This is a genomic window from Pseudoalteromonas aliena SW19 (genome assembly GCF_014905615.1).
Taxonomy (GTDB): domain Bacteria; phylum Pseudomonadota; class Gammaproteobacteria; order Enterobacterales; family Alteromonadaceae; genus Pseudoalteromonas; species Pseudoalteromonas aliena.
Genome location: NZ_AQGU01000027.1, coordinates 223231 through 244600, shown reverse-complemented (window position 1 = coordinate 244600; position 21370 = coordinate 223231). Strand labels below are relative to the sequence as shown.

22 protein-coding genes, 3 tRNA genes and 1 riboswitch are annotated in these 21370 nt (G+C 39.1%); of the genes, 11 read left to right on the top strand and 14 right to left on the bottom strand.

The features are described 5' to 3' along the window. Nucleotides 1-197 precede the first annotated feature (197 nt). Both PALI_RS14430 and PALI_RS14425 read left to right on the top strand, forming a co-directional pair. On the top strand, nt 198-1334 hold the full coding sequence (locus PALI_RS14430; protein WP_193156275.1) for a tyrosine-type recombinase/integrase: 1137 nt from the start codon (nt 198-200) through the stop codon (nt 1332-1334). Nucleotides 1335-1743: 409 nt separating this feature from the next. Continuing rightward, nucleotides 1744-1983, top strand: coding sequence for a hypothetical protein (locus PALI_RS14425; RefSeq protein WP_193156274.1), 240 nt, complete (start codon nt 1744-1746; stop codon nt 1981-1983). A gap of 3 nt (nt 1984-1986) precedes the next feature. Here the strand turns inward: PALI_RS14425 and PALI_RS14420 are convergent. Beyond that, nucleotides 1987-3154 (bottom strand): IS3 family transposase gene (locus tag PALI_RS14420; protein ID WP_404935936.1). Its coding sequence is split into 2 segments (ribosomal slippage): nt 1987-2899 and nt 2898-3154, totalling 1170 coding nucleotides; the frame shifts between segments, so codons are not numbered across the junction. 51 nt (nt 3155-3205) lie between these two features. Here PALI_RS14420 and PALI_RS20355 point away from each other — a divergent pair. The 4 genes from PALI_RS20355 (at nt 3206) to PALI_RS14400 (ending at nt 5714) form a co-directional block, all read left to right on the top strand. Next, nucleotides 3206-3397 (top strand): helix-turn-helix domain-containing protein, encoded by a 192-nt coding sequence (locus PALI_RS20355; protein ID WP_193156273.1) that lies wholly within the window; start codon nt 3206-3208, stop codon nt 3395-3397. Between the two features lie 256 nt (nt 3398-3653). Further along, nucleotides 3654-3938 (top strand): pyocin activator PrtN family protein, encoded by a 285-nt coding sequence (locus tag PALI_RS14410; protein ID WP_193156272.1) that lies wholly within the window; start codon nt 3654-3656, stop codon nt 3936-3938. 259 nt (nt 3939-4197) lie between these two features. After that, nucleotides 4198-4416, top strand: coding sequence for a helix-turn-helix domain-containing protein (locus PALI_RS20350; RefSeq protein ID WP_193156271.1), 219 nt, complete (start codon nt 4198-4200; stop codon nt 4414-4416). A 44-nt stretch (nt 4417-4460) separates the two neighbouring features. After that, complete coding sequence (locus PALI_RS14400; RefSeq protein WP_193156270.1) at nt 4461-5714, top strand: MspI family type II restriction endonuclease; 1254 nt, start codon at nt 4461-4463, stop codon at nt 5712-5714. A gap of 25 nt (nt 5715-5739) precedes the next feature. Here PALI_RS14400 and dcm read toward each other — a convergent pair whose 3' ends face one another. Both dcm and PALI_RS14390 read right to left on the bottom strand, forming a co-directional pair. Beyond that, a complete protein-coding gene (dcm, locus tag PALI_RS14395; RefSeq protein WP_193156269.1) occupies nt 5740-6921 on the bottom strand; it encodes a DNA (cytosine-5-)-methyltransferase in 1182 nt (393 codons plus the stop codon). A 515-nt stretch (nt 6922-7436) separates the two neighbouring features. Then, on the bottom strand, nt 7437-8057 hold the full coding sequence (locus PALI_RS14390; RefSeq protein WP_077536035.1) for a MarC family protein: 621 nt from the start codon (nt 8055-8057) through the stop codon (nt 7437-7439). A gap of 94 nt (nt 8058-8151) precedes the next feature. Between PALI_RS14390 and PALI_RS14385 the strand changes: the two genes are divergently transcribed. The 3 genes from PALI_RS14385 to PALI_RS14375 all read left to right on the top strand — a co-directional run bounded on the left by PALI_RS14385 (nt 8152) and on the right by PALI_RS14375 (nt 9555). Further along, nucleotides 8152-8589 (top strand): transcriptional repressor, encoded by a 438-nt coding sequence (locus PALI_RS14385; protein ID WP_077538837.1) that lies wholly within the window; start codon nt 8152-8154, stop codon nt 8587-8589. 73 nt (nt 8590-8662) lie between these two features. Then, nucleotides 8663-9130 carry a chemotaxis protein CheX gene (locus tag PALI_RS14380; protein ID WP_077536036.1) on the top strand — a complete coding sequence of 156 codons (468 nt, stop codon included), beginning with the start codon at nt 8663-8665 and terminating at the stop codon, nt 9128-9130. Next, nucleotides 9127-9555 (top strand): secondary thiamine-phosphate synthase enzyme YjbQ, encoded by a 429-nt coding sequence (locus PALI_RS14375; protein ID WP_193156268.1) that lies wholly within the window; start codon nt 9127-9129, stop codon nt 9553-9555. The genes PALI_RS14380 and PALI_RS14375 overlap by 4 nt, the downstream gene beginning before the upstream one ends. A gap of 397 nt (nt 9556-9952) precedes the next feature. Here the strand turns inward: PALI_RS14375 and PALI_RS14370 are convergent. From PALI_RS14370 to orn, 4 genes are all read right to left on the bottom strand, one after another. After that, nucleotides 9953-10028, bottom strand: a tRNA-Gly gene (locus PALI_RS14370). A 50-nt stretch (nt 10029-10078) separates the two neighbouring features. Next, nucleotides 10079-10154: transfer RNA gene (locus PALI_RS14365), tRNA-Gly, on the bottom strand. Between the two features lie 275 nt (nt 10155-10429). Further along, nucleotides 10430-10505: transfer RNA gene (locus PALI_RS14360), tRNA-Gly, on the bottom strand. A 121-nt stretch (nt 10506-10626) separates the two neighbouring features. Continuing rightward, nucleotides 10627-11172, bottom strand: a complete 546-nt coding sequence (gene orn, locus PALI_RS14355) for an oligoribonuclease (protein WP_077536037.1) — start codon at nt 11170-11172, stop codon at nt 10627-10629. A 121-nt stretch (nt 11173-11293) separates the two neighbouring features. Between orn and rsgA the strand changes: the two genes are divergently transcribed. Next, nucleotides 11294-12352, top strand: coding sequence for a small ribosomal subunit biogenesis GTPase RsgA (gene rsgA / locus PALI_RS14350; protein ID WP_138586723.1), 1059 nt, complete (start codon nt 11294-11296; stop codon nt 12350-12352). Nucleotides 12353-12367: 15 nt separating this feature from the next. Next, nucleotides 12368-13234, top strand: coding sequence for an archaetidylserine decarboxylase (gene asd, locus PALI_RS14345; RefSeq protein ID WP_193156267.1), 867 nt, complete (start codon nt 12368-12370; stop codon nt 13232-13234). An 862-nt stretch (nt 13235-14096) separates the two neighbouring features. Here asd and PALI_RS14340 read toward each other — a convergent pair. The 7 genes from PALI_RS14340 to PALI_RS14310 all read right to left on the bottom strand — a co-directional run bounded on the left by PALI_RS14340 (nt 14097) and on the right by PALI_RS14310 (nt 21274). Then, nucleotides 14097-14849, bottom strand: coding sequence for a HesA/MoeB/ThiF family protein (locus PALI_RS14340; protein ID WP_193156266.1), 753 nt, complete (start codon nt 14847-14849; stop codon nt 14097-14099). Between the two features lie 35 nt (nt 14850-14884). Further along, on the bottom strand, nt 14885-16420 hold the full coding sequence (gene thiE, locus PALI_RS14335; protein WP_193156265.1) for a thiamine phosphate synthase: 1536 nt from the start codon (nt 16418-16420) through the stop codon (nt 14885-14887). Between the two features lie 10 nt (nt 16421-16430). Beyond that, on the bottom strand, nt 16431-17222 hold the full coding sequence (locus tag PALI_RS14330) for a thiazole synthase (protein ID WP_182701539.1): 792 nt from the start codon (nt 17220-17222) through the stop codon (nt 16431-16433). 5 nt (nt 17223-17227) lie between these two features. Further along, entirely contained in the window at nt 17228-17422 is a 195-nt protein-coding gene (gene thiS / locus PALI_RS14325) for a sulfur carrier protein ThiS (protein WP_193156264.1), read from the bottom strand. Between the two features lie 7 nt (nt 17423-17429). Then, nucleotides 17430-18431 carry an FAD-dependent oxidoreductase gene (locus PALI_RS14320; RefSeq protein ID WP_193156263.1) on the bottom strand — a complete coding sequence of 334 codons (1002 nt, stop codon included), beginning with the start codon at nt 18429-18431 and terminating at the stop codon, nt 17430-17432. Nucleotides 18432-18561: 130 nt separating this feature from the next. Further along, on the bottom strand, nt 18562-20514 hold the full coding sequence (gene thiC / locus PALI_RS14315) for a phosphomethylpyrimidine synthase ThiC (RefSeq protein ID WP_226894557.1): 1953 nt from the start codon (nt 20512-20514) through the stop codon (nt 18562-18564). 142 nt (nt 20515-20656) lie between these two features. Next, nucleotides 20657-20771: riboswitch (TPP riboswitch) on the bottom strand. A gap of 104 nt (nt 20772-20875) precedes the next feature. Then, nucleotides 20876-21274 carry an META domain-containing protein gene (locus PALI_RS14310; RefSeq protein WP_289508497.1) on the bottom strand — a complete coding sequence of 133 codons (399 nt, stop codon included), beginning with the start codon at nt 21272-21274 and terminating at the stop codon, nt 20876-20878. Between the last annotated feature and the right edge of the window lie 96 nt (nt 21275-21370).

Sequence of the window (21370 nt, the reverse complement as noted above, 5' to 3'; positions counted from 1 at the left end):
ACACCTTATTAACACTGGGTTACAGCTTGGAAAAATCAAATTATATTCTCACTTATTTTTGCTTGTTTTTACACTTTTATGCATATTTTTAAAAAAATGTTCCCTAGGGAACTTTAAAAAGGGACATTTTTTGATGTGTAATTTAAGCGCTCGTGTTAAAGTTTAAGCACTATTATATAATAAAAAAGGAATAATGTATGGCTACTATTTCAGTAGAAAAACGCCAATTAAAAAACGGAGTTTCCTACCGTGGAAGAGTAAGAATTACGAAATTTGGAAAAGTTATCGATAAAGCAGAAGAAACTTTTAAAAATCGTGAATCGGCTAGAAAATGGGCAGAAAAAACAGCTAAAAAACTTGAAGAAAAACAAGCTGAAATTTTGTCTGGAACTTATTACTCAACGAATAAAGACAAGAAATTAAGAGAAATAACTGTTGGTGAACTAATCAATGAATATTTGAAAAATCCTAAAACGTCAAAAGATATAGGAAGAACAAAGGGCTATGTATTAGAGTCTCTGTTAAATTATGATATATCTTTTATAATTGTAAGCCAATTAACACCAGACGATCTAATCCAGCACTGTCAAACTCGTTTAAGTGATATTACAAAACCTTCTCCGCAAACGGTATATCATGACATAACATACCTTCATTCTGTTATTAAACGCGCAAAGCAAGTATTTAAAGTGAATGCCAATACAGCATATCACGAAGAAGCAATACCTGAGTTAGTATCGATGAAGTTAATCGGCAGAGCAGGAAAACGAAGTAGAAGACCAACTAATCAAGAACTAATCTTGTTAGAAGAAGCATTAAAAAAACGGGAAACACATCGCTCAGCTAAAATCCCTTATTCTGATTTACTTCAGTTTTCAATTTACACAGCTATGCGAGTAGGTGAAATTACAAACTTAAAGTGGACTGATGTAGATCATGAGCATAAAACAGTAATAGTGAGAGATAGAAAGGATCCTCGAAGAAAAGAGCAAAATGACTGGGAAGTTCCACTTTTAGGCGAAGCTTATTCAATATTATTAAAACAAAAGAATAATATTGACCCAGAAAAACCAAATTTAATATTTCCTTATAAATCTAAAAGCATTACTGCTGGCTGGCAACGTGTGAGAGCAGCATTAGGCATTGAGAATTTGCGGTACCATGACTTGAGACGTGAAGGAGCATCTAGGCTTGCAGAACAAGGATATGACATTAGGACAGTAGCTAAAATCACAGGTCATAAAAATTTAAATATCCTTTATGATATATATTCAACGTTAGAAATCAAAGCGTTTTCAAAAAGGGAAAATGAAAAATATTATGCTAATAAATAGTAATTATAAAAAACTCCCCTCCATGAAAAATGGGGGGATTACCGATTAAAAAGCTGAACCCAAATCTAATATTTTCAATTTCAGGGTGATCAGGTGCTTTAAAAAGCAAATTATTCTCCTCTAACCAAATGAGCATTATACCCTGCTCTGCATTACTAAAGTCAGTATGCCTCTATATTGTCATTAGCTCTGAAATTAACTCTCGATTACGATTATCAAGACCAACGTCTATTCTAAATATTTTAAAGTCACCATCTCCGATTTATTATCTTTTCTTTTCTTTTCTTTTCTTTTTCAGAATGAAAACCCGCCTATCGGAGATAGGTTTTAGTGGGTTAAAACTTTTTATCTACTAGTCTTGAATTTTTTAAATATATGGTCTTATTAAAGTATAACTACTTAACTATTAATGAAAAAATTCGCAGCTGTTAGAACCGCATATTACAAAGATCAAGCATTAAGTAAAGATGTTAAGAAAAATGCTTGGATAAAAGAAAAACAAAAAGACGGCTCAATTATAAGTGTAAAAAAGCAAACGACAGTCAGAAAATCGTACAAAAGCGCAATTGCAGAACTTGAACATGTAATGCGAACAGGGAATACAAACTCTGTTAATATTTTTGATGAATACACACATCACAACTTGTAGTGGTCAACTAATTTTGGCCACAGTTTTAGAATCTTGATATCTAACCTCAGATTCATTTGGCGCTAAACCAGCATTATAATGATGTGGCCTAACATTATTGTAATATCCATTTATGTAATCGCTCACGCTATATTTAGCGTCTATAAAGTTTTCATATCCAACCTTTGGCATCCATTCTGTCTTAAAACTTCTAAAAAATCGCTCCATTGGCGCATTATCCCAACAATTTCCACGTCTACTCATACTTTGTGTCATTTTATAGCGCCATAAACGTTGGCGATATTTTAAACTTGTATAATGGCTACCTTGGTCTGAATGGAACATGAGTCCTGTCGGTTTCCCTCTGCTTTCATATGTGAGTTCAAGCGCTTTTAGCGTTAAATTAGTATCTGGTGACAACGACATTGCCCAGCTAACCACTTTGCGTGCAAATAAATCAATAACCACGGCTAAATAAGCCCAGCGATTGCCTGTCCAAATATACGTCACATCACCGCACCACACGGTATCTGGCTCAACAACATCAAACTGTCTATCAAGCAGGTTTGGGATTTCAAGGTGTTCATTACCACCACGTTTATATGAATGTTGAGGTACTTGGCAGCTTTCGAGCTTTAATTTAACCATTAGCTTAGCTGCACGATAACGGCTCAATTCAAAATCATTGTTCGTTGCTATCGCTGCGATTGTCCGTGCCCCTGCTGAACCACCACTCATCGCATGTATTGCTTTTACTTCAGCCTCTAACCTTACTTGCTCAGGTGTCGGCGTTGTATCCCGTATGGCCCAGTACTTATAGCTGCTGCGATGCACATTGAATACGCGACATAGCACATTAATTGGATAACGCTCTCGTTGATTTAATTTCTCAATTAACGAGAATTGTTCAGGGAGTCGGACATCAAGAGAGCGGTGGTGTATTCAATCGGTCAATGCGTTGGATTTGCTTTTTAAGTTCGCGGATTTCAATTTGTTCGGGCGTCATTGGTGAAGCTGATGGTGACTGACCATTGCGTTCTAGCTTTAATTGAGTAACCCACTTACTGACGGTTGATTTACCCACCCCCATCGCTTTTGCTGCGTCTTCTTGCGTATAACCTTGGTCTACTACAAGCTGAGCCGTTTCTAATTTAATTGCCGCTGAATATGTTGCGCGTTTTAATTTCGTCATTTTTTTACCCAAATTTGTATGCTTATTAGCATAACATTTCTTTCTTAATGGGTGGCCAAAATCACTGTACCACTACAAGGGCGAACGGTCGCAAAAGCAAATGGAAAACATCTTGGTCGCCACAAAAATGAAACTTTGCATGCTCAGATTAAAGAACTTTTTATGAAAGGGATGAATAAAAAGTTAATTTCAGAAACCTTAAATTGCTCAAGGACAACTGTGTATCGATGCTTGGCTAGCTAGCTTTAATTGAAATTGAATTCACTTTTAATGGATTACCTTAATATTATCTTAAATACTAATTTGGATGGACTGTACTGTCTTATATTACTGATAAATAAAATGAGTTTTTAATTATAGGGTTTATTGCTATAGTCTTTAACGATTAAACTTAAGACCTATTGGCTAATGGATATCAATACATGGAATGTAGGTAATCAATGAATTCGACTAGAGCATGAGTTGTAAATTGTTGCCACTATAACAATCAGGAAATCTTATGATTAATCAAAAAAGTGCAACTACATCCACTATGTACCTTCTCATGGCAGAATATGGTTCAAGTATTATGATTCCACTGGAAGATCTAGCATTTAAAGTGCTAGGTATGAGTGTAAATACAGCTAAACGCAAAGCAAGAAGTAATGAGCTTCCTTTCGCTGCAGTTAAGCTAAATAATAGTCAAAAAGCTCCATATTTAGTTCATATTCATGACTTAGCAGCATACATTGAACAGCAATGTTCATCTGCAAGAATTGAGTGGGGAAAAGCACAGTGTTTTTAGTAACGCGCGGAAAAGGGGGCAAGAAATTGTCCCCTTTTTTTATATCTTACAAAATTTCACTTATCGCCAATCTTCGAATAATCTAAAAATATATGTAACTCCATTAATTGACCTATAAAAACTCTATAAATCATGAATTAAATCCCCCTGAATCATTGTTTTATAAATTCTAATATCTCTCCAAAAATCCAAGTATAACTTGGAGCTTTACTTATCAATAATACCTAACATTAACACTCTGCTTTTTTAAGAGGTTCAAGTGAGAGAACAAAAAGAAATCAATAGCCTAATTTCAAAGAACTTGCGAGCAATACGACAAGAGAGAGGTCACTCACTTCAAGCTTTAGGGGATCTTTTAAATGTATCTAATCAGCAATATTCACTATTTGAACTAAATAAAAATCGTATTTATGCGTCTCAACTGGCAGTCATAGCTAATTTTTATGAAGTTAGCATAACTTATTTTTTTACTAACTAGCCTCGTAAAAGTTACCACTCAGATTAAATTTAAATGGAATTACTATGGAACAAAATATAATAACCGAAGCAAATAGGCTTAAGAACCTTGCTGGCCAAGAGCTTGATGCTCTACTAACTCTAAAATTTAATGAACTTAAAGAGCAAGGAATAATTAAGCAGTTTTGGGGAAAAACTAACTTTAATCACACAGGCTTTACTTATAAATACCAATACAAAACAAACTATATTCTAAAAACTCTTGATGATAAATTAATTATCATCAACAGCAGTAATTCATTTAGAGATCGTGTAAAACAAGATTTATATGACTTTCAAGGAATTATGCAACATGCAGACATTTCGAATGACATTATCGCATCTATCCTACTGTACCCTGATGAAGAATTTGAAAGAAACTCAGGATTAGTAAATTTTAAGTCAAATGTCATAAATAAAGTAGCATATTGCCCTGCATCACATATATTGAGCTTTACAGGTCTAATTCACTTCCTTGAAAACCATAAAATTACTGTTGAACAAGAGAGAGAACGCGAAGAAGAAGAAGCGAATTCATTAATAAAAGATGGCAGTTATTATGGCCTAAGAGGTAATGCTTTTGAAAAAGAGGTTGTTGATTTGCTCAACTGTTACGAGCAACTAAACTTATTTAAGTCAAGCTCCTCAGAAACAGACACATTATATCGTTGTGTATTAGGACAATTAACATCTGATTATACTATAGGCTTGCATGAATTAATTTCTGTCAAAGCCACAAATACTGTTAAAAAACTAGCTAGTGGTGGTAACGCTAAAGCCGATGTAATTATTGAGATTCAGACAGTTAGGGGTGTACTAATGGAGACTATCTCCATTAAGAATACGACTCAAAACCGTGTAAGTTGCCATGATTATCGCGCTGAAGACTTTATTCGAGTTTTGAATATCGCAGGCCAAAAACTAGCTGATTATTTTTTATATTATCAAGAGCTTGGCTCTCACAAGGATTTTGTGGAAGGTTTACCTCCAGGATATTCGGCAGAAGATTTTGAAGCACTACTGATACCTCATCATCAAACTTTTATTGAATGGGCTTTAAAAGGTGAGCATGACCACCAGAACCTTATTGATCCAGGGAAGCAAGTTTCAAATTACCTTTTAATTAATAAGTCGGGTCAGATTAAGTTTACTAAGTTTGATTTTTATATTGATGAAATATATAAAAATTGTAACCACGTTTATGGTGTACCTTTAAGCTGGACTTACCCATCTAAAAAACGTGGTCAAAGAATTCAATTAAAACTTCCGATTATAATTTAGAATAAATGGGGGAAGCTCCCCCCTTTTATGATACTTTTTGACAATTTTTCGATTGCTTTTTAGATAATGCTTTATCAATCTCTTTAGCAATTTCACTAACTACTTTAATTACTACTGAGTTACCCATCTGTCTATACATCTGAGTTCTTGATACAGGAATTATAAAGTCCTCAGGGAATCCCATAATTGCTTTACACTCATTTTTAGTAAGCAATCTTATCCCCGTTTCACCATCTTTAACAAATGTCCCAGTTAGTCTTTGAATCTTATGATAGGTGGATACAAGAGTTTTAACATACCCTTTTGTATTTTCATCAATTAATACAGGTCTACCGTCATCTTTCTTAAATAGATATGACTTTTGTAGATGTTCAGATATTGAGAAGCCTGTAATACCTTTCTCTATATAATCTCCGATATCTGAACTAATCATTGGCGGCTCTGGAAATGAAAAATCAATATCATCTAAAAATGCTACAAGATAAAAACGGTTACGGTTCTGGGGGACGCCAAAGTCTTTTGCATTTAAGAGTGTGGTATGGCATTTATAACCAAGTTTTTCTAGTTCGCTCAAGATGACTTCTAAGGTTCTTCCCTTATCATGATTAACTAGGCCTGAAACATTTTCAAGAAAAACAACTCTAGGTTTTTTATGGTTAACGATTCTTAAGACTTCATGAAACATAGTTCCTTGTGTAGGATGCTCAAAACCTTCTCGTTTACCTATATTACTAAAAGGCTGGCAAGGGAACCCACCACATAAAATATCATGGTCGGGTACATCTTCTGGATTTATCTTTGTAATATCGCCAAACGGTACAACACCATAATTACTATAATACGTAAACTGAGCATGCTGATCGATTTCAGAAGAAAATACACAGCCACCACCTATAGATTCAAGAGATTTACGTATACCACCTATTCCAGCAAACAAGTCTATAAATTTGTATTTTTTATTTTTGTTTATTTCTTGTTCTTTTTTATGAGTCTCAAGAGCTAATTCCTCATGATTCTTTTTAATATCTTTAGGAGTATATTGAGTATATATTTGCTTCATTTCTAGGCTCTCAGGCTGGTAATTCATTTTTATCATAAAAAGCTCCCATTGCTGCCACGTCCTTTTACTGACATGTAAAATATCCGCTGCTTGAGATTGAGTCAAATCCAACTCTTTTCTAGCTAGAACGATTTCTATTGTATTCATTTTAGCTCACGTGTTTATTACGGAATTTTATACTCATTGAGTACTTGAAACAACAAATATCAGTTAGGTATGGGTGTGATCAAAGCTAGACATCAAGAAAAGAGAAATAAATGATAATTGCTACTGTGAAACTTAAAAATAGCCTCGACTCGTCTAATCCAACTTATCCTAAGACAGGGTGCATATAATAAAAGCCAATTAATTACATCAAAACCGAATTGAAAAACACATTACTTTTAATAATGTCTTAGTAAACTCAATATTAATCATCTCTAATGTTCCCCCCCACAGAAACGCTTCAACTTATCCCCTTTTATCCCCTCCATGAAAAAAACAACATTCAATAGATTGTTTTAAAAGAAGAAAGGAAATTAATACGTCCAATCAAGCATTGGTGTCACAGAAAAGCGTCTATCCAAAGTACATTTATTCAAAGCAAACCTCAGGGTATTAAAGTTATTAAGCACAGCTTAAAAGGCGCTGTATTTTACACAAAAGCCTAACGGGCATCAATGTTAAGAAAACACCTGTAATCCAAAGTAATGAGCGATGCCGTTTAAAATATTAGTCACGGCAACAGAGCTTAAAATAAGCCCCATTATTCTACTAACAATACTTGCGCCACTGTCACCTATTAACTTGTGAACATGTGTAGCCATCAGCAGCAATACAAGCACAATGGCCAGCACTGCTAGCATCATAGATGACGTCATTAACTGCTCAACCCACGTATATTCTTCATTTCGGGTCATTAAAACGGCGCCTAACATTGCCCCGGGGCTTGCTATAGAAGGAATTGCGAGAGGAAAAATAGCGGTTTCGGTGCTGTCTCTTACGCTTTTTATTTCGGTTTCAGGTTTACTTTCACCAAATATCATCGAAAGAGCAAAAATAAGTAATACAATACCACCTGCTATTTGAAATGCCGAAAGTGGAATAGCTATGGCATTAAGTAGTTGCTCACCTGCAACAACAAAAAACAAAAGTACAAGGGCTGAAACCCCCACTGCTTTGAATACAACTTTACGTTTAAATTTTTCATCATCGCCACGTGTAACTGCAATAAATACAGGCACTGTACCAATGGGGTCTATTACCGCAAAAAAGAAAATAAAAATAGCTAATAGTTCATGCATTACTAGGTTTCCTAGATAAAAAGCGTTTAATAAAAACGCTGCAACTACAACACAGTATGTTAGTATATCATGGCAAAGTAAGGATGAGAGAATGATGAATATAGAATCACTCGTAAGTAAAGCAAAACAAGTATGTGATAATCGCGGTGCGCGTTTTACACCGATCCGCGAGAAGGTATTTCGTCTGCTCGCCAGTGCGCAAGGCGGTGTAGGTGCATACGACTTACTCGAACAACTAAAAGTAACAGAGTTAGGTGCTAAACCTGCCACTATTTATCGTGCATTAGATTTTTTAGCGGAACTGGGCTTTATACATAAAATTGAAAGTACAAATGCATTTATGCTGTGCCATCACTTTGATCATATTCATCCTGTGCAACTATTAATTTGCGATACATGTGGTTTTGTTAAAGAGCTTCATTCAACCGTTATCTCACATGAGTTAAATAACTTAGCAGCTGAAGGCGGGTTTGTTGTATCAGGACAAACTATAGAAGCGCATGGTAAATGTGAGTCTTGTAGAGCATCATAATCCCCAAAGTTATTCCTAATGGCTATACTCGTATGATATAACCATTTCATAGCACTAATTTAAGAGAACAAATATGAATGTAGAGTTCATCAATCCTTTTTTATCTTCTTTAATCAATGTATTGAGTACAATGGCTCAAACTCAATTAAAGCCTGGTAAGCCGCGTATCAAAACAGATGAAATTGCGTGTGGCGATGTATCAGGTCTGATTGGTATGGTGGGACCACAAACTCGCGGTTCATTTTCAATTACTTTTGATGAAGAGCTTGCACTTACTATCATGGAACGTATGCTTGGTGAACGCCCTGATTCAATTGATGAAGAAGTCACTGACATGGTTGGCGAAATAACCAATATGGTAACCGGTGGCGCCAAAAATTTATTGGGTGAAAAAGGGTTTGATTTTGACATGGCAACGCCTATTGTAGTATCCGGTCAAGGGCATACAATAACGCATAAAAGCCAAGGTAAAAAAATCATCATGCCATTCACTAGTGATGCTGGTAATGCAAATATTGAAGTTAGTTTCGATAAGCTATGAGTTGGCAACAAAAGGTCATAGTATTAAAACCTCGCTCGCGGGGTTTTCATTTAATTGACGACGAAATATTGTCTCAACTCCCTGAGCTTGCCACTTACACAGTAGGATTGTTGCACCTATTCATCCAACACACCTCCGCTAGCCTTACTATAAACGAAAATGCCGATCCTACGGTGCGTATGGATATGGAAAGCCATTTCAATAAATTCGTTCCTGAATGCCAGCCTTATTACCGTCATGATTATGAAGGCGATGACGACATGCCTGCACATATTAAAACCAGCACATTGGGCTGTGAATTAACTATTCCTATTTCTAATGGGTATTTAGCACTAGGTACATGGCAAGGTATTTACTTAGGTGAACATCGCAACTCTGGTGGCGCTAGGCGTATTATAGCAACTATTCAGGGGGAGCGGCTTTAACAAAAGCTCTCGGTTGCAAAGTATTAATACCAAACTGCATAAATCTTTGATCATTTTAACGAATTAAATTGCACTATAACGTCGTTAAAAATTTTTTATTTAGAACAACTAGATACAAAAATTTTTGCCTAGTTCTAGCGTAATTTTCTTAACGTTAAATAGACCCCATATATAAGCAGATTGGTATAACTCTTCTCTACCTCACTCATACCTCATAACTTTAAAGTATAAAACCTTTATTGTAAGCGCAGAGCTTGCTCGCGCGAGAAGCTATAGCTTCTAATAACAAAACTTCAATACTGAATATTACATATAAAATAAAGTAGATAAGAGAGATTTGTGATTATAATTTTGTTTATGATTTTTAATACAGAAAACTTTGAGGGTATAAAAAGATTGGAGCGGTACACGAGGCTCGAACTCGTGACCTCGACCTTGGCAAGGTCGCGCTCTACCAACTGAGCTAGTACCGCATATAAATTTCTAGTTATATAAATAACTTCAATTTCTTTTGGTTAGAAATTGGAGCGGTACACGAGGCTCGAACTCGTGACCTCGACCTTGGCAAGGTCGCGCTCTACCAACTGAGCTAGTACCGCATTTTTATTTCTTCAGTTATTTTACGTTGGTGCGCGACAGGTCGCGTTCAACATTCTAGCCAACTGAGCTAGTACCGCATTTTTATTTCTTCAGTTATTTCACGTTGGTGCGCGACAGGTCGCGTTCAACATTCTAGCAACTGAGCTAGTACCGCATTTTTATTTCTTCAGTTATTTTACGTTGGTGCGCGACAGGTCGCGTTCAACATTCTAGCAACTGAGCTAGTACCTCATTACTTAATTTACTATCACTACAATTTCTTTTGGTTAGAAATTGGAGCGGTACACGAGGCTCGAACTCGTGACCTCGACCTTGGCAAGGTCGCGCTCTACCAACTGAGCTAGTACCGCATTTTAATTATGGATATAAAACGACCACAATAAAAACAACTCAAACACACTAACCCCGCGTGGGTTATCGTCTTGAGCGGGGCAGGATTCTACAATAATCCAATGTGTTTGCAAGTGTTTTTTACAAATTAAAGAAATTTTCTCTATAGACTTTTAATTCCATAATCGAATCTTTAATATCATCCAGAGCAAGATGCGAGCCTTTTTTGTTCACTTTAGCAAGCACTTCAGGCTTCCAACGACGTGCTAATTCTTTAATCGTACTCACATCAAGATTTCGATAATGAAAAAAGTCTTCGAGTTCGCGCATGTATTTATTCATAAAACGGCGGTCTTGCCCAATAGAGTTACCGCACATTGGCGATGCGCCAGCTGGCACCCACTGTTTTAAAAAATCTAACGTTTGCGCTACGGCGTACTTTTCATCAAAGGTGCTTGCTTTACAGCGCGCTGTTAAACCCGATTTACCATGTTGAGTAGTACACCACTCGTCCATGCCATCAAGGAGTTCATTACTTTGATGAATAGCGATAGTTGGCCCTTCGGCTAATATATTCAGGTCTGCGTCAGTGACAACCGTCGCAATTTCGAGTATTTTATCGGTCTCTGGTTCGAGCCCTGTCATTTCAAGATCGAGCCAAATTAAATTTGATTTATTAATAGTCATAATTACCTAAGCGGTGCTTTCCTTTAGATCCAACGCATTTCGATATATCATATTAGCATCAACCGTCGAGCTAAAGCTTTTTTTAGGAAAAGCGACATTTAACTAAGGTTATAGGCCTCCAGTGGCAAAACAGAAAAAATTAAGTAAAGGCCAATCGCGTCAGATCAAGGCCAATCACCAAAAACGCATTAATAGTGCAGACTCAAGGCCAGCTAAAAAAGGCGCGCAAGAATGGCAAACCGACAATTTAGGTCAGGTCGAGAGCGCAATTGTGATCAGTCGTTTTGGCCAGCACGCCGATGTAGAAACTGAAAATGGCGATGTACTGCGCTGTAATATACGCCGTACCGTGTCTAATTTAGTGTGTGGTGATGAAGTATTGTTTCGCCGTGCCAAAGTAAGTGAAGGCGATTTAGCCGGTGTAATTGAAGCCACGCAAGAGCGTCGTTCGCAACTTACCCGCCCTGACTTTTACGACGGTGTAAAAGTTATTGCTGCCAACATTGACCAAATACTCATGGTATCGGCGGTATTACCCGAGTTTACCCCAAGTATTATCGACCGTTATTTAATAGCCTGTGAAGATATGGGTATTGAGCCAATTTTAGTGCTCAATAAAACCGATTTAATTGACGATGCTGGCCTTAGCGAAATACAAAAAGTTCTTGATATCTATCGTAAACTTGATTACCAAGTACTCCTTGTTAGTAATATATCGGGCGATGGTATTGATGAATTAAAAGAAGTACTTGTTGATAAGAATAATATTTTTGTTGGTCAAAGTGGCGTAGGTAAATCAACCCTCGTTAATACTGTATTGCCTAATGCTGAAATATTAACTAAAGAAGTATCCGAAAACAGCGGCTTAGGCCAACACACTACAACCGTTTCGCGCCTTCACCATTTACCTAGCGGCGGTAATTTAATCGACTCGCCAGGAATTCGTGAGTTTGGTTTATGGCACTTAGATGTTGAGCGTGTAACGTGGTGTTTTAAAGAGTTTAGAGAATTTATTGGCGGATGCCGCTTTAGGGACTGTAAACATTTAAACGATCCGGGCTGTATAGTTAAAGAAGCTGTAGCCGATGGCAGAATTTCTCAATTGCGCTTTGACAGCTACCACCGAATTTTAGAAACAATGGCCGATGGCCGTGCCGGCGCTCGTGCGCCTCGCGTATAATTTAGGAAAAAGACTGTGAGTTTAGACAAATTTAAAATCGCAATGCAGTACGCAATGCCAAAACATTTTATTTCACGCGTAGTAGGCAAATTAGCCGCTGCCAAAGCGGGCGCATTAACAACCACATTAATTAAACTATTTATTAAGCAATACAAAATAGATATGAGCGAAGCGAAATATTCAGATCCAGCTCATTATAAAAGCTTTAATGAATTTTTTACCCGCCCTTTAAAAAACGGCGTACGCCCTATGGTAGAAGATAGCAATACCATCATTCATCCAGTGGATGGCGCAATCAGCCAACTAGGCGATATTGTTGACGGACAGCTAATACAAGCTAAAGGTCACGATTACAGCTTGCAAGCTCTGTTAGGCGGCTCACAAGATGATACAACAGCATTTTTAGGCGGTAAATTTGCCACTATTTACTTAGCCCCTAAAGATTATCACCGTATTCACATGCCAATTGATGGCACGCTAAGCAAAATGATTTACGTGCCAGGTGATTTATTTTCAGTAAATCCACTTACAGCGCAAAACGTGCCTAACTTATTTGCACGTAACGAACGCGTAGTAGCAATTTTTGAAACTGAGATTGGTCCGCTTGCTATGGTGCTAGTTGGCGCAACAATTGTAGCCAGCATTGAAACTATTTGGGCAGGTACTGTAACACCACCAGCAGGCAGTGATGTATTTAGTTGGAATTATCCAACTAAAGGCGAAAACGCTATCACGCTTAAAAAAGGTGAAGAAATGGGCCGCTTTAAGTTAGGCTCTACTGTGGTACTTGCATGGGGTGCTGATAAAGCTGAAATACTGGATGATCAACTACCAGAAGTGGTTACTCGCTTAGGTACTGCGTTTGCAAAAATTAACGATTAAAATCAATCGTTAATTCGAAATCAAAAAACCGCGTTTATTTAAACGCGGTTTTTTCATTTTTGTAGGCGTTAAGTTTACTTACGCGAAAAGCGCAGCTTTTGGTTTATATGTAATTGTAGGCTGTAGCGTTTATGTTTTTATGGACTTCGCCCATCACGCCAGCAAGCTCTGCGTCTACAAGTTTGGTACAGAAGCTTAATGTGTTGTAGACGTAGAGCTTGCTCACGTGAAAAGTGTCAGCTTTTGGTTTATATAGTTGCAGGCTGCACCGTTTATATTTTTATGGACTTCGCCCATCACGCCAGCAAGCTGTGCGTCTACAAGTTTGGTACAGAAGCTTAATGTGTTGTAGACGTAGAGCTTGCTCACGTGAAAAGTGTCAGCTTTTGGTTTAATAGTTGCAGGCTGCACCGTTTATATTTTTATGGACTTCGCCCATCACGCCAGCAAGCTGTGCGTCTACAAGTTTGGTACAGAAGCTTAATGTGTTGTAGACGTAGAGCTTGCTCACGTGAAAAGCGTCAGCTTTTGGTTTATATGTTATTGCAGGCTGCACCGTTTATATTTTTATGGGCTTTGCCCATCACGCCAGCAAGCTGTACGTCTACAATTCTGGCGCAGAAGTTTGATATGTTGTAGGCGTAGAGCTTGCTCACGTTAAAAGCGTCAGTTTTTGGTTTACATGTTATTGCAGGCCGCACCGTTTATATTTTTATGGGCTTTGCCCATCACGCCAGCAAATTGTGCGCCTACAATTCTGGCGCAGAAGTTTGATATGTTGTAGGCGTAGAGCTTGCTCACGCAAGAAGCGAAGCTTCTAATTACTTAACTTAGAACGGTTATAAACCATCAACTAAAACTTTTACTTCACACCACACTCTTTACAGTCTGAATCTTTGACTACTTTGAAATGCTGTTGCTTTAAAGTAAGCGCATCAAAGGCTATAAACACACACCCCTCTGCATGCCCCAGCAATAAATTGAGCGTAAGTTGCGCCTGCATAGAGCCTATTACACCAAGTAACGGGCTAATTACTCCTGCGTTACTGCAATTGATAACTGGTGTAACTTCGCTTTGTGGAAAAACACAGCCATAACACGGGCTATCACTTTGTCTAAAATCAAAGCCCATTAACTGCCCTTTTGTTGCTAGCGCAGCTCCCGAAATTAACGGTATTTTATTAGCAATACAATAACGATTAACGCTATAGCGAGTACTAAAGTTATCAGAGCAATCAAGTACTATATCAGCGCCTTTTAGTATGCTCGGCGCATTACTCTCATCTAACTTTTGGCAATGCGTTACTATTTCTATTTGATTATTAAGACTCGCTAATACTTTACCTGCGGCGGCGACCTTGTTTTGACCTAAGTGATTTATTTTATAAAGCACTTGGCGCTGTAAGTTTGAAAGATCAACCTCATCATCGTCAATTAAAATAAGCGTTCCAACACCCGCAGCGGCTAAATATAAAAGCGCTGGACTACCTAACCCACCAGCCCCCACTACTGCAACCGTTGAGGATTTAAGTGCTAACTGCCCTTCAAGCCCAACTTCTTTAAGCAATAAATGGCGGCTGTAACGCAGGGTTTCTTTATCGCTTAGCTCACTCACGTTTATCAGCCTTGTTAGTATTTCCCTTGTTAGTTTTAATTGGCACTACTTATGGCCACTTGCAGAGCGCTTATAGCCTCTACGTAATTATCAGCTTCGGTAATCGCACGCACGACGGCAACACTGCCTACGCCTGTTTTAGCTACCTGCTCAGCACGGCTTAAATCAATTCCGCCTATTGCTACTGTTGGGTAGCTTTGCATAAGTGGTACAAACTTAATCAGCTTTTCAAGGCCTTGTATTTGACCTGTCATATCTTTTGTTGTGGTTGGGTAAATAGCGCCAAATGCCATGTAACTAGGGCGATAATTATGCGCACGTAGCATTTCATAAAAACCATGGGTAGAAAGCCCAAGCCTTAATCCAGCGTCTTTAATTGCCGCTAAATTAGCAATGTCTAAATCCTCTTGCCCTAAATGCACACCATACGCACCATGTTTAATAGCTAGCTGCCAGTAATCGTTTATAAAAACCTGCGCATTGTATTGCTTGCCCAGCTCAACAGCGTGCTTAATGAGCTCATCCAGCTCGTCTTGCGTTTTATTTTTAACGCGTAACTGCGCTGTTTTAATGCCTTGTTGTAAGCATTTTTCTAGCCAATCGGTACTATCTACAACCGCATATAAACCCAACGATTTACTTTCACAAGGTGCAAAGTCAGCAGCCATATTAAAATCAAGCGGCACATCAAAATCGAGCTCATCACCCAGCCAGCTACCTGGCTCAATCACTTGTGGGTAGTCATCTAAATTAGTAGGAAACCAGGTCTGAGCAACCGGCCCAATCCCTTCGCCGTAGCGTATCGACTGTTTTAGCCCTTGATTTATATATGCTTTAGCTAAAATAAAGGCATCTTTTAATGGGTAGTCTTTAGCTAAACACGCAGCAATTACCGAAGCCATGCTACATCCGGTGCCGTGATTATGCGGTGTTTGTATTTTTTGATTACCAAGCCAGTATTCTTCACCATCTTGCGTAAAATTATTTACACAATAATCAATACAATAGCCACTTGGGTAATCCCAATGTCCGCCTTTAATAACAACGGCTTTCGCGCCCCAGCTTAATAACTTATTAGCCGCTTCTTTTATTGCAGCAGGGCCAATTAAATACACACCGGTTAATAACTGTGTTTCGTGTGTGTTTGGAGTTATTACATCCACTAGCGGCAGTAAACATTCTCTAATTGCGCTTACCGTATCCTCTTCTGTTAGTAAATCACCGCTTGAGGCAATAGCAACAGGGTCATATACAATAACAGGCGGCGTTGGCCACTTAGCTTTGTAGTGACTTATATGTTCGCTGATCAACTGAATTTGCTGCACATTGGCTAACATGCCAATTTTTATCACTTTGGCTTTCATGTCTTTTTCAAGCGCTAGTAACTGCGATTCAATAATATCGGTAGATACTGCATTAATAGCCTCTACGCCTAAACTATTTTGCGCAGTAAGCGCCGTAATTGCCGTACAACCATGCACACCAAAACTTTGCATTGCTTTTATATCAGCTTGGATACCGGCACCGCCGCCAGAATCAGATCCGGCAATTGTCCACACTACGTTATTCATATTCCTTCCTTCACTGCTGATGCCAAAATGGCATACCCATTGTTGGGGTTGATGGGGCTGCAACGTCTTTTTCCGGCATCGCTTTTGCTTTGTATGCAAAGCGACCTGCTTCTACTGAAGCTTTAAATGCGCGACTCATAGTAATTGGGCAACCCGCCCCTGCAATGGCTGAATTTAATAATACCGCATCATACCCCATTTCGAGTGCTTGGCAGGCATGCGATGGTAAACCTAAACCTGCATCCACTATCAATGTGGTATCGGGTAAGCGCTCTCGAATAGTTTTTAAATTATAACTATTTAACAAGCCTTTACCTGTGCCTATTGGCGCACCCCACGGCATAAGCACCTCACACCCAAGCTCATTTAAGCGCTGGCAAAGTACCAAGTCATCGGTGCAATAAGGCAATACTTTAAAGCCATCGTTAATCAATATTTTTGCGGCTTCAAGTAGCGCAAAAGGATCCGGCTGTAAATTGTAATCATCGCCAATCAGCTCTAGCTTTATCCAATCGGTGGCAAATACCTCTCGGCACATTTTTGCAAGCGTTATGGCCTCTTTAACACTATGGCATCCTGCAGTGTTAGGCAGTATTTTTAAGCCTGTATTTTTTATTAACTGCCAAAAGTCATCACCGGCTGCTGCACTTTGTTGTCGCCTAAGCGACACAGTTACAATTTCAGCCCCAGAGGCAACTATCGACTGGGTCATAATGTCGGGCGACGGATAAAGCGCAGAGCCTATTAATAAACGACTCTTTATTTGCTCTCCATAAATAGTTAAACAGTCTTTAGTTTGCATGAGCTTTATCCGCCTTGAATGGGGGACAGTAACTCAACACTGTCGCCTTCATTAAGTACATAGTTACTGTGCTGACTTTGTGGAATAAATTCGCCATTAACAGCCACAGCAAAAGGCGCAACTGCACCAAAACGTTGAAGTACCTCAACGAGCGCTTTGCTATTAACATTAAGTAGCTCGCCATTAATTGTAATGTTCATTTTATTCTCACTCTATTCGAGAAACTGCTTGCGCCACTAATGCCGGCGCCAACATATAACCATGTCGATACAAACCGTTAATGCTAATTACATTACCAACTTGTGATACTTCTGGGCGGTTATCGCTAAATGCGGGGCGTAATCCGGTTTGAATATTAAGTAGTCGTGCTTCGGCAAACCCGCTATGTACGGTATAAGCCGCTGAAAGTAACTCAAGAGTTGAGCGCACTGTTGCAGCTCCATCGTCTTGCGATTCGATTTCAGTCGCACCAATTACATATTCATGATTAGGCTTAGGCGCTATATAAATTGGGTAACGCGGATGCATTAAGCGTACAGGTCGCGTTAAACTCACTTCAGGTGCATATAACCTTGCTACTTCACCACGCACGCCTCTAATCGGTTTATCGCCTTTAGCGCCAAGCCCACGGCAATCTATAATGTAGTCAAATGGTCGATTGTTTATTTTGTTGTCGCTAATGGTTACGCGCTGGTTAAACACAAACTTTACTTTACGTTTGTTGAGCTGTGCAAAGCTGGCTTTATAAAATGCTTGATTATCTATTTGCCCTTCACAGGGTAAAAATAAGCCTTGATTAAAGCGCCCTGCAAGTTCAGGTTCAAGCATTGTAATTTGCTGAGCACTCACACGCTCGGCAGTGTATTCAGCTAGCGGTTTTATACGCTGTGCAAAGCTTTGTAAATCGCCTTTGTCCTGTTGGTGCGCAATGACCAATGTGCCTTGCTGCTGAAAAAAAATATCACTTTCAAGTTCTGCAATAATGCTAGGCCAGCGCTTCATTGAATCAAGACCCATTAACGCTAAGTCAGCCTCGCATAACACCGACTCAGCAAGCGGGGCGAGCATTGCCGCTGCCACTTTACCAGCGCTATTTTGTGTATGCTCATCGTCTGCTTCAAAAACAGTGACATGGTGCTGCTTACTTAATTCAAGTACAGCTAACCTACCGGCTAAACCAAACCCAACCACCGCAATGTTATAAAACATAAAGGCCTCCAAAAGCAGTTATTAGTAGTACACAAGTAGGTGCGAATTCACTTCGCGCTTTTTTAATTTTTAAAGAAGCGAGGTATAGAACCTCACCTACGTCTGCATCTAGCTTCTAGCAATAATTACTTTATACCGCTTTATGGTAAATCTCTGAGCCTGTTTGCTTAAACTCAGCAGATTTAGCTTTCATTTCGGCTTCTACATCAACCATTTTGATTTCAATAGCGTCGCCAGCGTTATTAGGATCAATACCGCGTGTTTCTAAATCTTTAGCGTAATCGCGTACTTCTTGGCTAATTTTCATAGAGCAAAATTTAGGGCCACACATAGAGCAAAAGTGAGCCACTTTGCCTGATTCTTGCGGAAGCGTTTCGTCGTGATACTCGCGAGCACGGTCAGGATCTAAACCAATATTAAATTGGTCATGCCATCTAAATTCAAAGCGTGCTTTTGATAAAGCGTTGTCACGCTCTTGCGCGCCTGGGTGACCTTTTGCTAAATCGGCGGCATGCGCTGCAATTTTGTAAGTAATTAAACCCTCTTTAACATCTTCTTTATTTGGCAGACCTAAATGCTCTTTAGGTGTTACATAACAAAGCATTGCACAGCCGTACCATGCTATTTGAGCCGCACCAATACCCGAGGTAATATGGTCATACCCTGGTGCAATATCGGTCGTTAATGGGCCTAATGTATAAAATGGCGCTTCGTCACAATGTTTTAATTGCTCATCCATATTAGCTTTAATCATGTGCATTGGCACATGACCAGGTCCTTCAATAAATACTTGTACATCGTGTTTCCACGCAATTTTAGTCAGTTCACCTAATGTGCGTAGCTCACTAAACTGCGCTTCATCGTTGGCATCAGCAATAGAGCCTGGACGAAGGCCATCACCGAGTGAAAAACACACATCGTATTGTTTTAAAATTTCACAAATATCTTCAAAGTGCGTGTATAAAAAGTTTTCTTTATGATGCGCTAAACACCACTTAGCCATAATTGAGCCACCGCGTGACACAATACCGGTTACACGTTTAGCGGTCATTGGTACATAACGAAGTAATACACCGGCGTGAATAGTAAAGTAATCAACGCCCTGCTCGGCTTGCTCTATAAGCGTATCGCGGAAAATTTCCCACGTTAAGTCCTCAGCCACACCGTTTACTTTTTCAAGCGCTTGATAGATCGGTACTGTGCCAATAGGTACAGGCGAGTTACGCACAACCCATTCGCGGGTTTCGTGAATGTAGCGACCCGTTGATAAGTCCATTACGGTGTCTGCTCCCCAGCGGGTAGACCACACCATTTTTTCTACTTCTTCTTCAATAGATGAGCTGACCGATGAGTTACCAATGTTGGCGTTAACTTTTACTAAAAAGTTACGCCCTACAATCATAGGCTCTGTTTCTGGATGGTTTATATTATTTGGTAAAATAGCGCGACCACGGGCTATTTCATCACGTACAAATTCTGGGGTAATAAATTCAGGAATACTTGCGCCAAACGACTCGCCTTTATGCTGCGCGGCTAGTAATTCTTTACGAATTTCTGCACGCCCCATATTTTCGCGAACGGCTATGTATTCCATTTCAGGAGTAATAATCCCTTGGCGCGCGTAGTGCATTTGCGTTACGTTTTTACCTGCGATACCACGGCGAATTTTTGGTAAGTGATCAAAGCGAATATGATCCAACCCTTCATCTGCCATGCGTTGCTGCGAAAATTGCGACGTCACTGATTCTAAAACTTCGGTGTCGCCACGGCTTTCAATCCACTGCTCACGAAATTTTGGTAAGCCTTTGCGCACGTCTAGTTCAAAACTAGGATCGGTATACGGTCCCGACGTATCGTAAACACGTAGCGGATCGTTTGACTCATAAACAGGGTTTTCATCTGTGCCGCCAATAAACGTATCACTTAACGTGATTTCACGCATACCAACGCGCACGCCTGGTTGTGTGCCTTCAACATATACTTTATGAGAATTAGGGAACGGTTGACCCGTTAAGTTATAAATATATTCAGACGCGGCAGCGCGAGTTTCTCGGCGCGACGCTTTATTTGTAGTGTTTGACATGACTTGCCTCATTGCTTAAGGGTTGTCTTGTCAGATATTCCGAGGAATAGAGAAAGATCGTAAAGTAGCGTAAATGCTACTTTGCAGCCTAAAAAAATCAAAATCACTTTATTGTGCGCATAAAAAAAGACGCACAAGCGTCCTATTTAGGCAGCTTGTTCCCTACGCAGGTATTAGCCTGATCAGGTTCACGGATCCCGCTTTCGCGATCTCAGCCACAAACTAATTACTTAGCTTTGGCACTCCGACAAGTATTGATATAAATTCTGTTCATTGATTTGATAGTATCATTCATCAAATCTGCGCTGAGTGTACGCCAGTTAAAAATTGCTCGCAAGGGGCAGTTTTTAAAACTTAAAAATTATTTAGGGATAAACACAAGTTTTTGTTTGCCTTGCATAACTAATTGCTGGTCTTGCATTTTAAGCTCTGCGCCTTGCTTTAAGGTTTGGAGTAACTGTTGCTCAAACTCATCAAGTTCTTCACCGCACGACTTGCGCGTCATCCCTAATTTGCTTACAGTCAGGCTGCCTTCTTCAAGCGAACCTTCACCAAAAAATTTATTACAGCCGGCAAAACCGTTTACTTGTAGTGCTTCAATAAAACTCATTGATGCGCTAAACGAAGGTGGAATTGCTAAACCATCAACACGTGATAGTTGCCATTGGGTATATTTTAGCTGCTCACTGGTAACCGTCCCTGTCGATGCGCAACCAACACATAAACCGATTATAAGCATCGGTATTGCTGCTAATTTCATACTGTTATTAACCCATTATCTAATTACCTTAATAATAACAATATTTATGCGATTTATCCGTTAAAAATGCATGTTTTAAATGTAAATTTTTGTTCT

What these genes read in the sequence shown, in the direction of transcription:
- PALI_RS14430 (WP_193156275.1), top strand. Translation starts at nt 198, where the DNA reads ATGGCTACTATTTCAGTAGAAAAACGCCAATTAAAAAACGGAGTTTCC.
- PALI_RS14425 (WP_193156274.1), top strand. Translation starts at nt 1,744, where the DNA reads ATGAAAAAATTCGCAGCTGTTAGAACCGCATATTACAAAGATCAAGCA.
- PALI_RS14410 (WP_193156272.1), top strand. Translation starts at nt 3,654, where the DNA reads ATGATTAATCAAAAAAGTGCAACTACATCCACTATGTACCTTCTCATG.
- PALI_RS14400 (WP_193156270.1), top strand. Translation starts at nt 4,461, where the DNA reads ATGGAACAAAATATAATAACCGAAGCAAATAGGCTTAAGAACCTTGCT.
- dcm (WP_193156269.1), bottom strand. Translation starts at nt 6,921, where the DNA reads ATGAATACAATAGAAATCGTTCTAGCTAGAAAAGAGTTGGATTTGACT.
- PALI_RS14390 (WP_077536035.1), bottom strand. Translation starts at nt 8,057, where the DNA reads ATGCATGAACTATTAGCTATTTTTATTTTCTTTTTTGCGGTAATAGAC.
- PALI_RS14385 (WP_077538837.1), top strand. Translation starts at nt 8,152, where the DNA reads ATGAATATAGAATCACTCGTAAGTAAAGCAAAACAAGTATGTGATAAT.
- PALI_RS14380 (WP_077536036.1), top strand. Translation starts at nt 8,663, where the DNA reads ATGAATGTAGAGTTCATCAATCCTTTTTTATCTTCTTTAATCAATGTA.
- PALI_RS14375 (WP_193156268.1), top strand. Translation starts at nt 9,127, where the DNA reads ATGAGTTGGCAACAAAAGGTCATAGTATTAAAACCTCGCTCGCGGGGT.
- orn (WP_077536037.1), bottom strand. Translation starts at nt 11,172, where the DNA reads ATGACTATTAATAAATCAAATTTAATTTGGCTCGATCTTGAAATGACA.
- thiE (WP_193156265.1), bottom strand. Translation starts at nt 16,420, where the DNA reads ATGAATAACGTAGTGTGGACAATTGCCGGATCTGATTCTGGCGGCGGT.
- PALI_RS14330 (WP_182701539.1), bottom strand. Translation starts at nt 17,222, where the DNA reads ATGCAAACTAAAGACTGTTTAACTATTTATGGAGAGCAAATAAAGAGT.
- thiS (WP_193156264.1), bottom strand. Translation starts at nt 17,422, where the DNA reads ATGAACATTACAATTAATGGCGAGCTACTTAATGTTAATAGCAAAGCG.
- PALI_RS14320 (WP_193156263.1), bottom strand. Translation starts at nt 18,431, where the DNA reads ATGTTTTATAACATTGCGGTGGTTGGGTTTGGTTTAGCCGGTAGGTTA.
- thiC (WP_226894557.1), bottom strand. Translation starts at nt 20,514, where the DNA reads ATGTCAAACACTACAAATAAAGCGTCGCGCCGAGAAACTCGCGCTGCC.
- PALI_RS14310 (WP_289508497.1), bottom strand. Translation starts at nt 21,274, where the DNA reads ATGAAATTAGCAGCAATACCGATGCTTATAATCGGTTTATGTGTTGGT.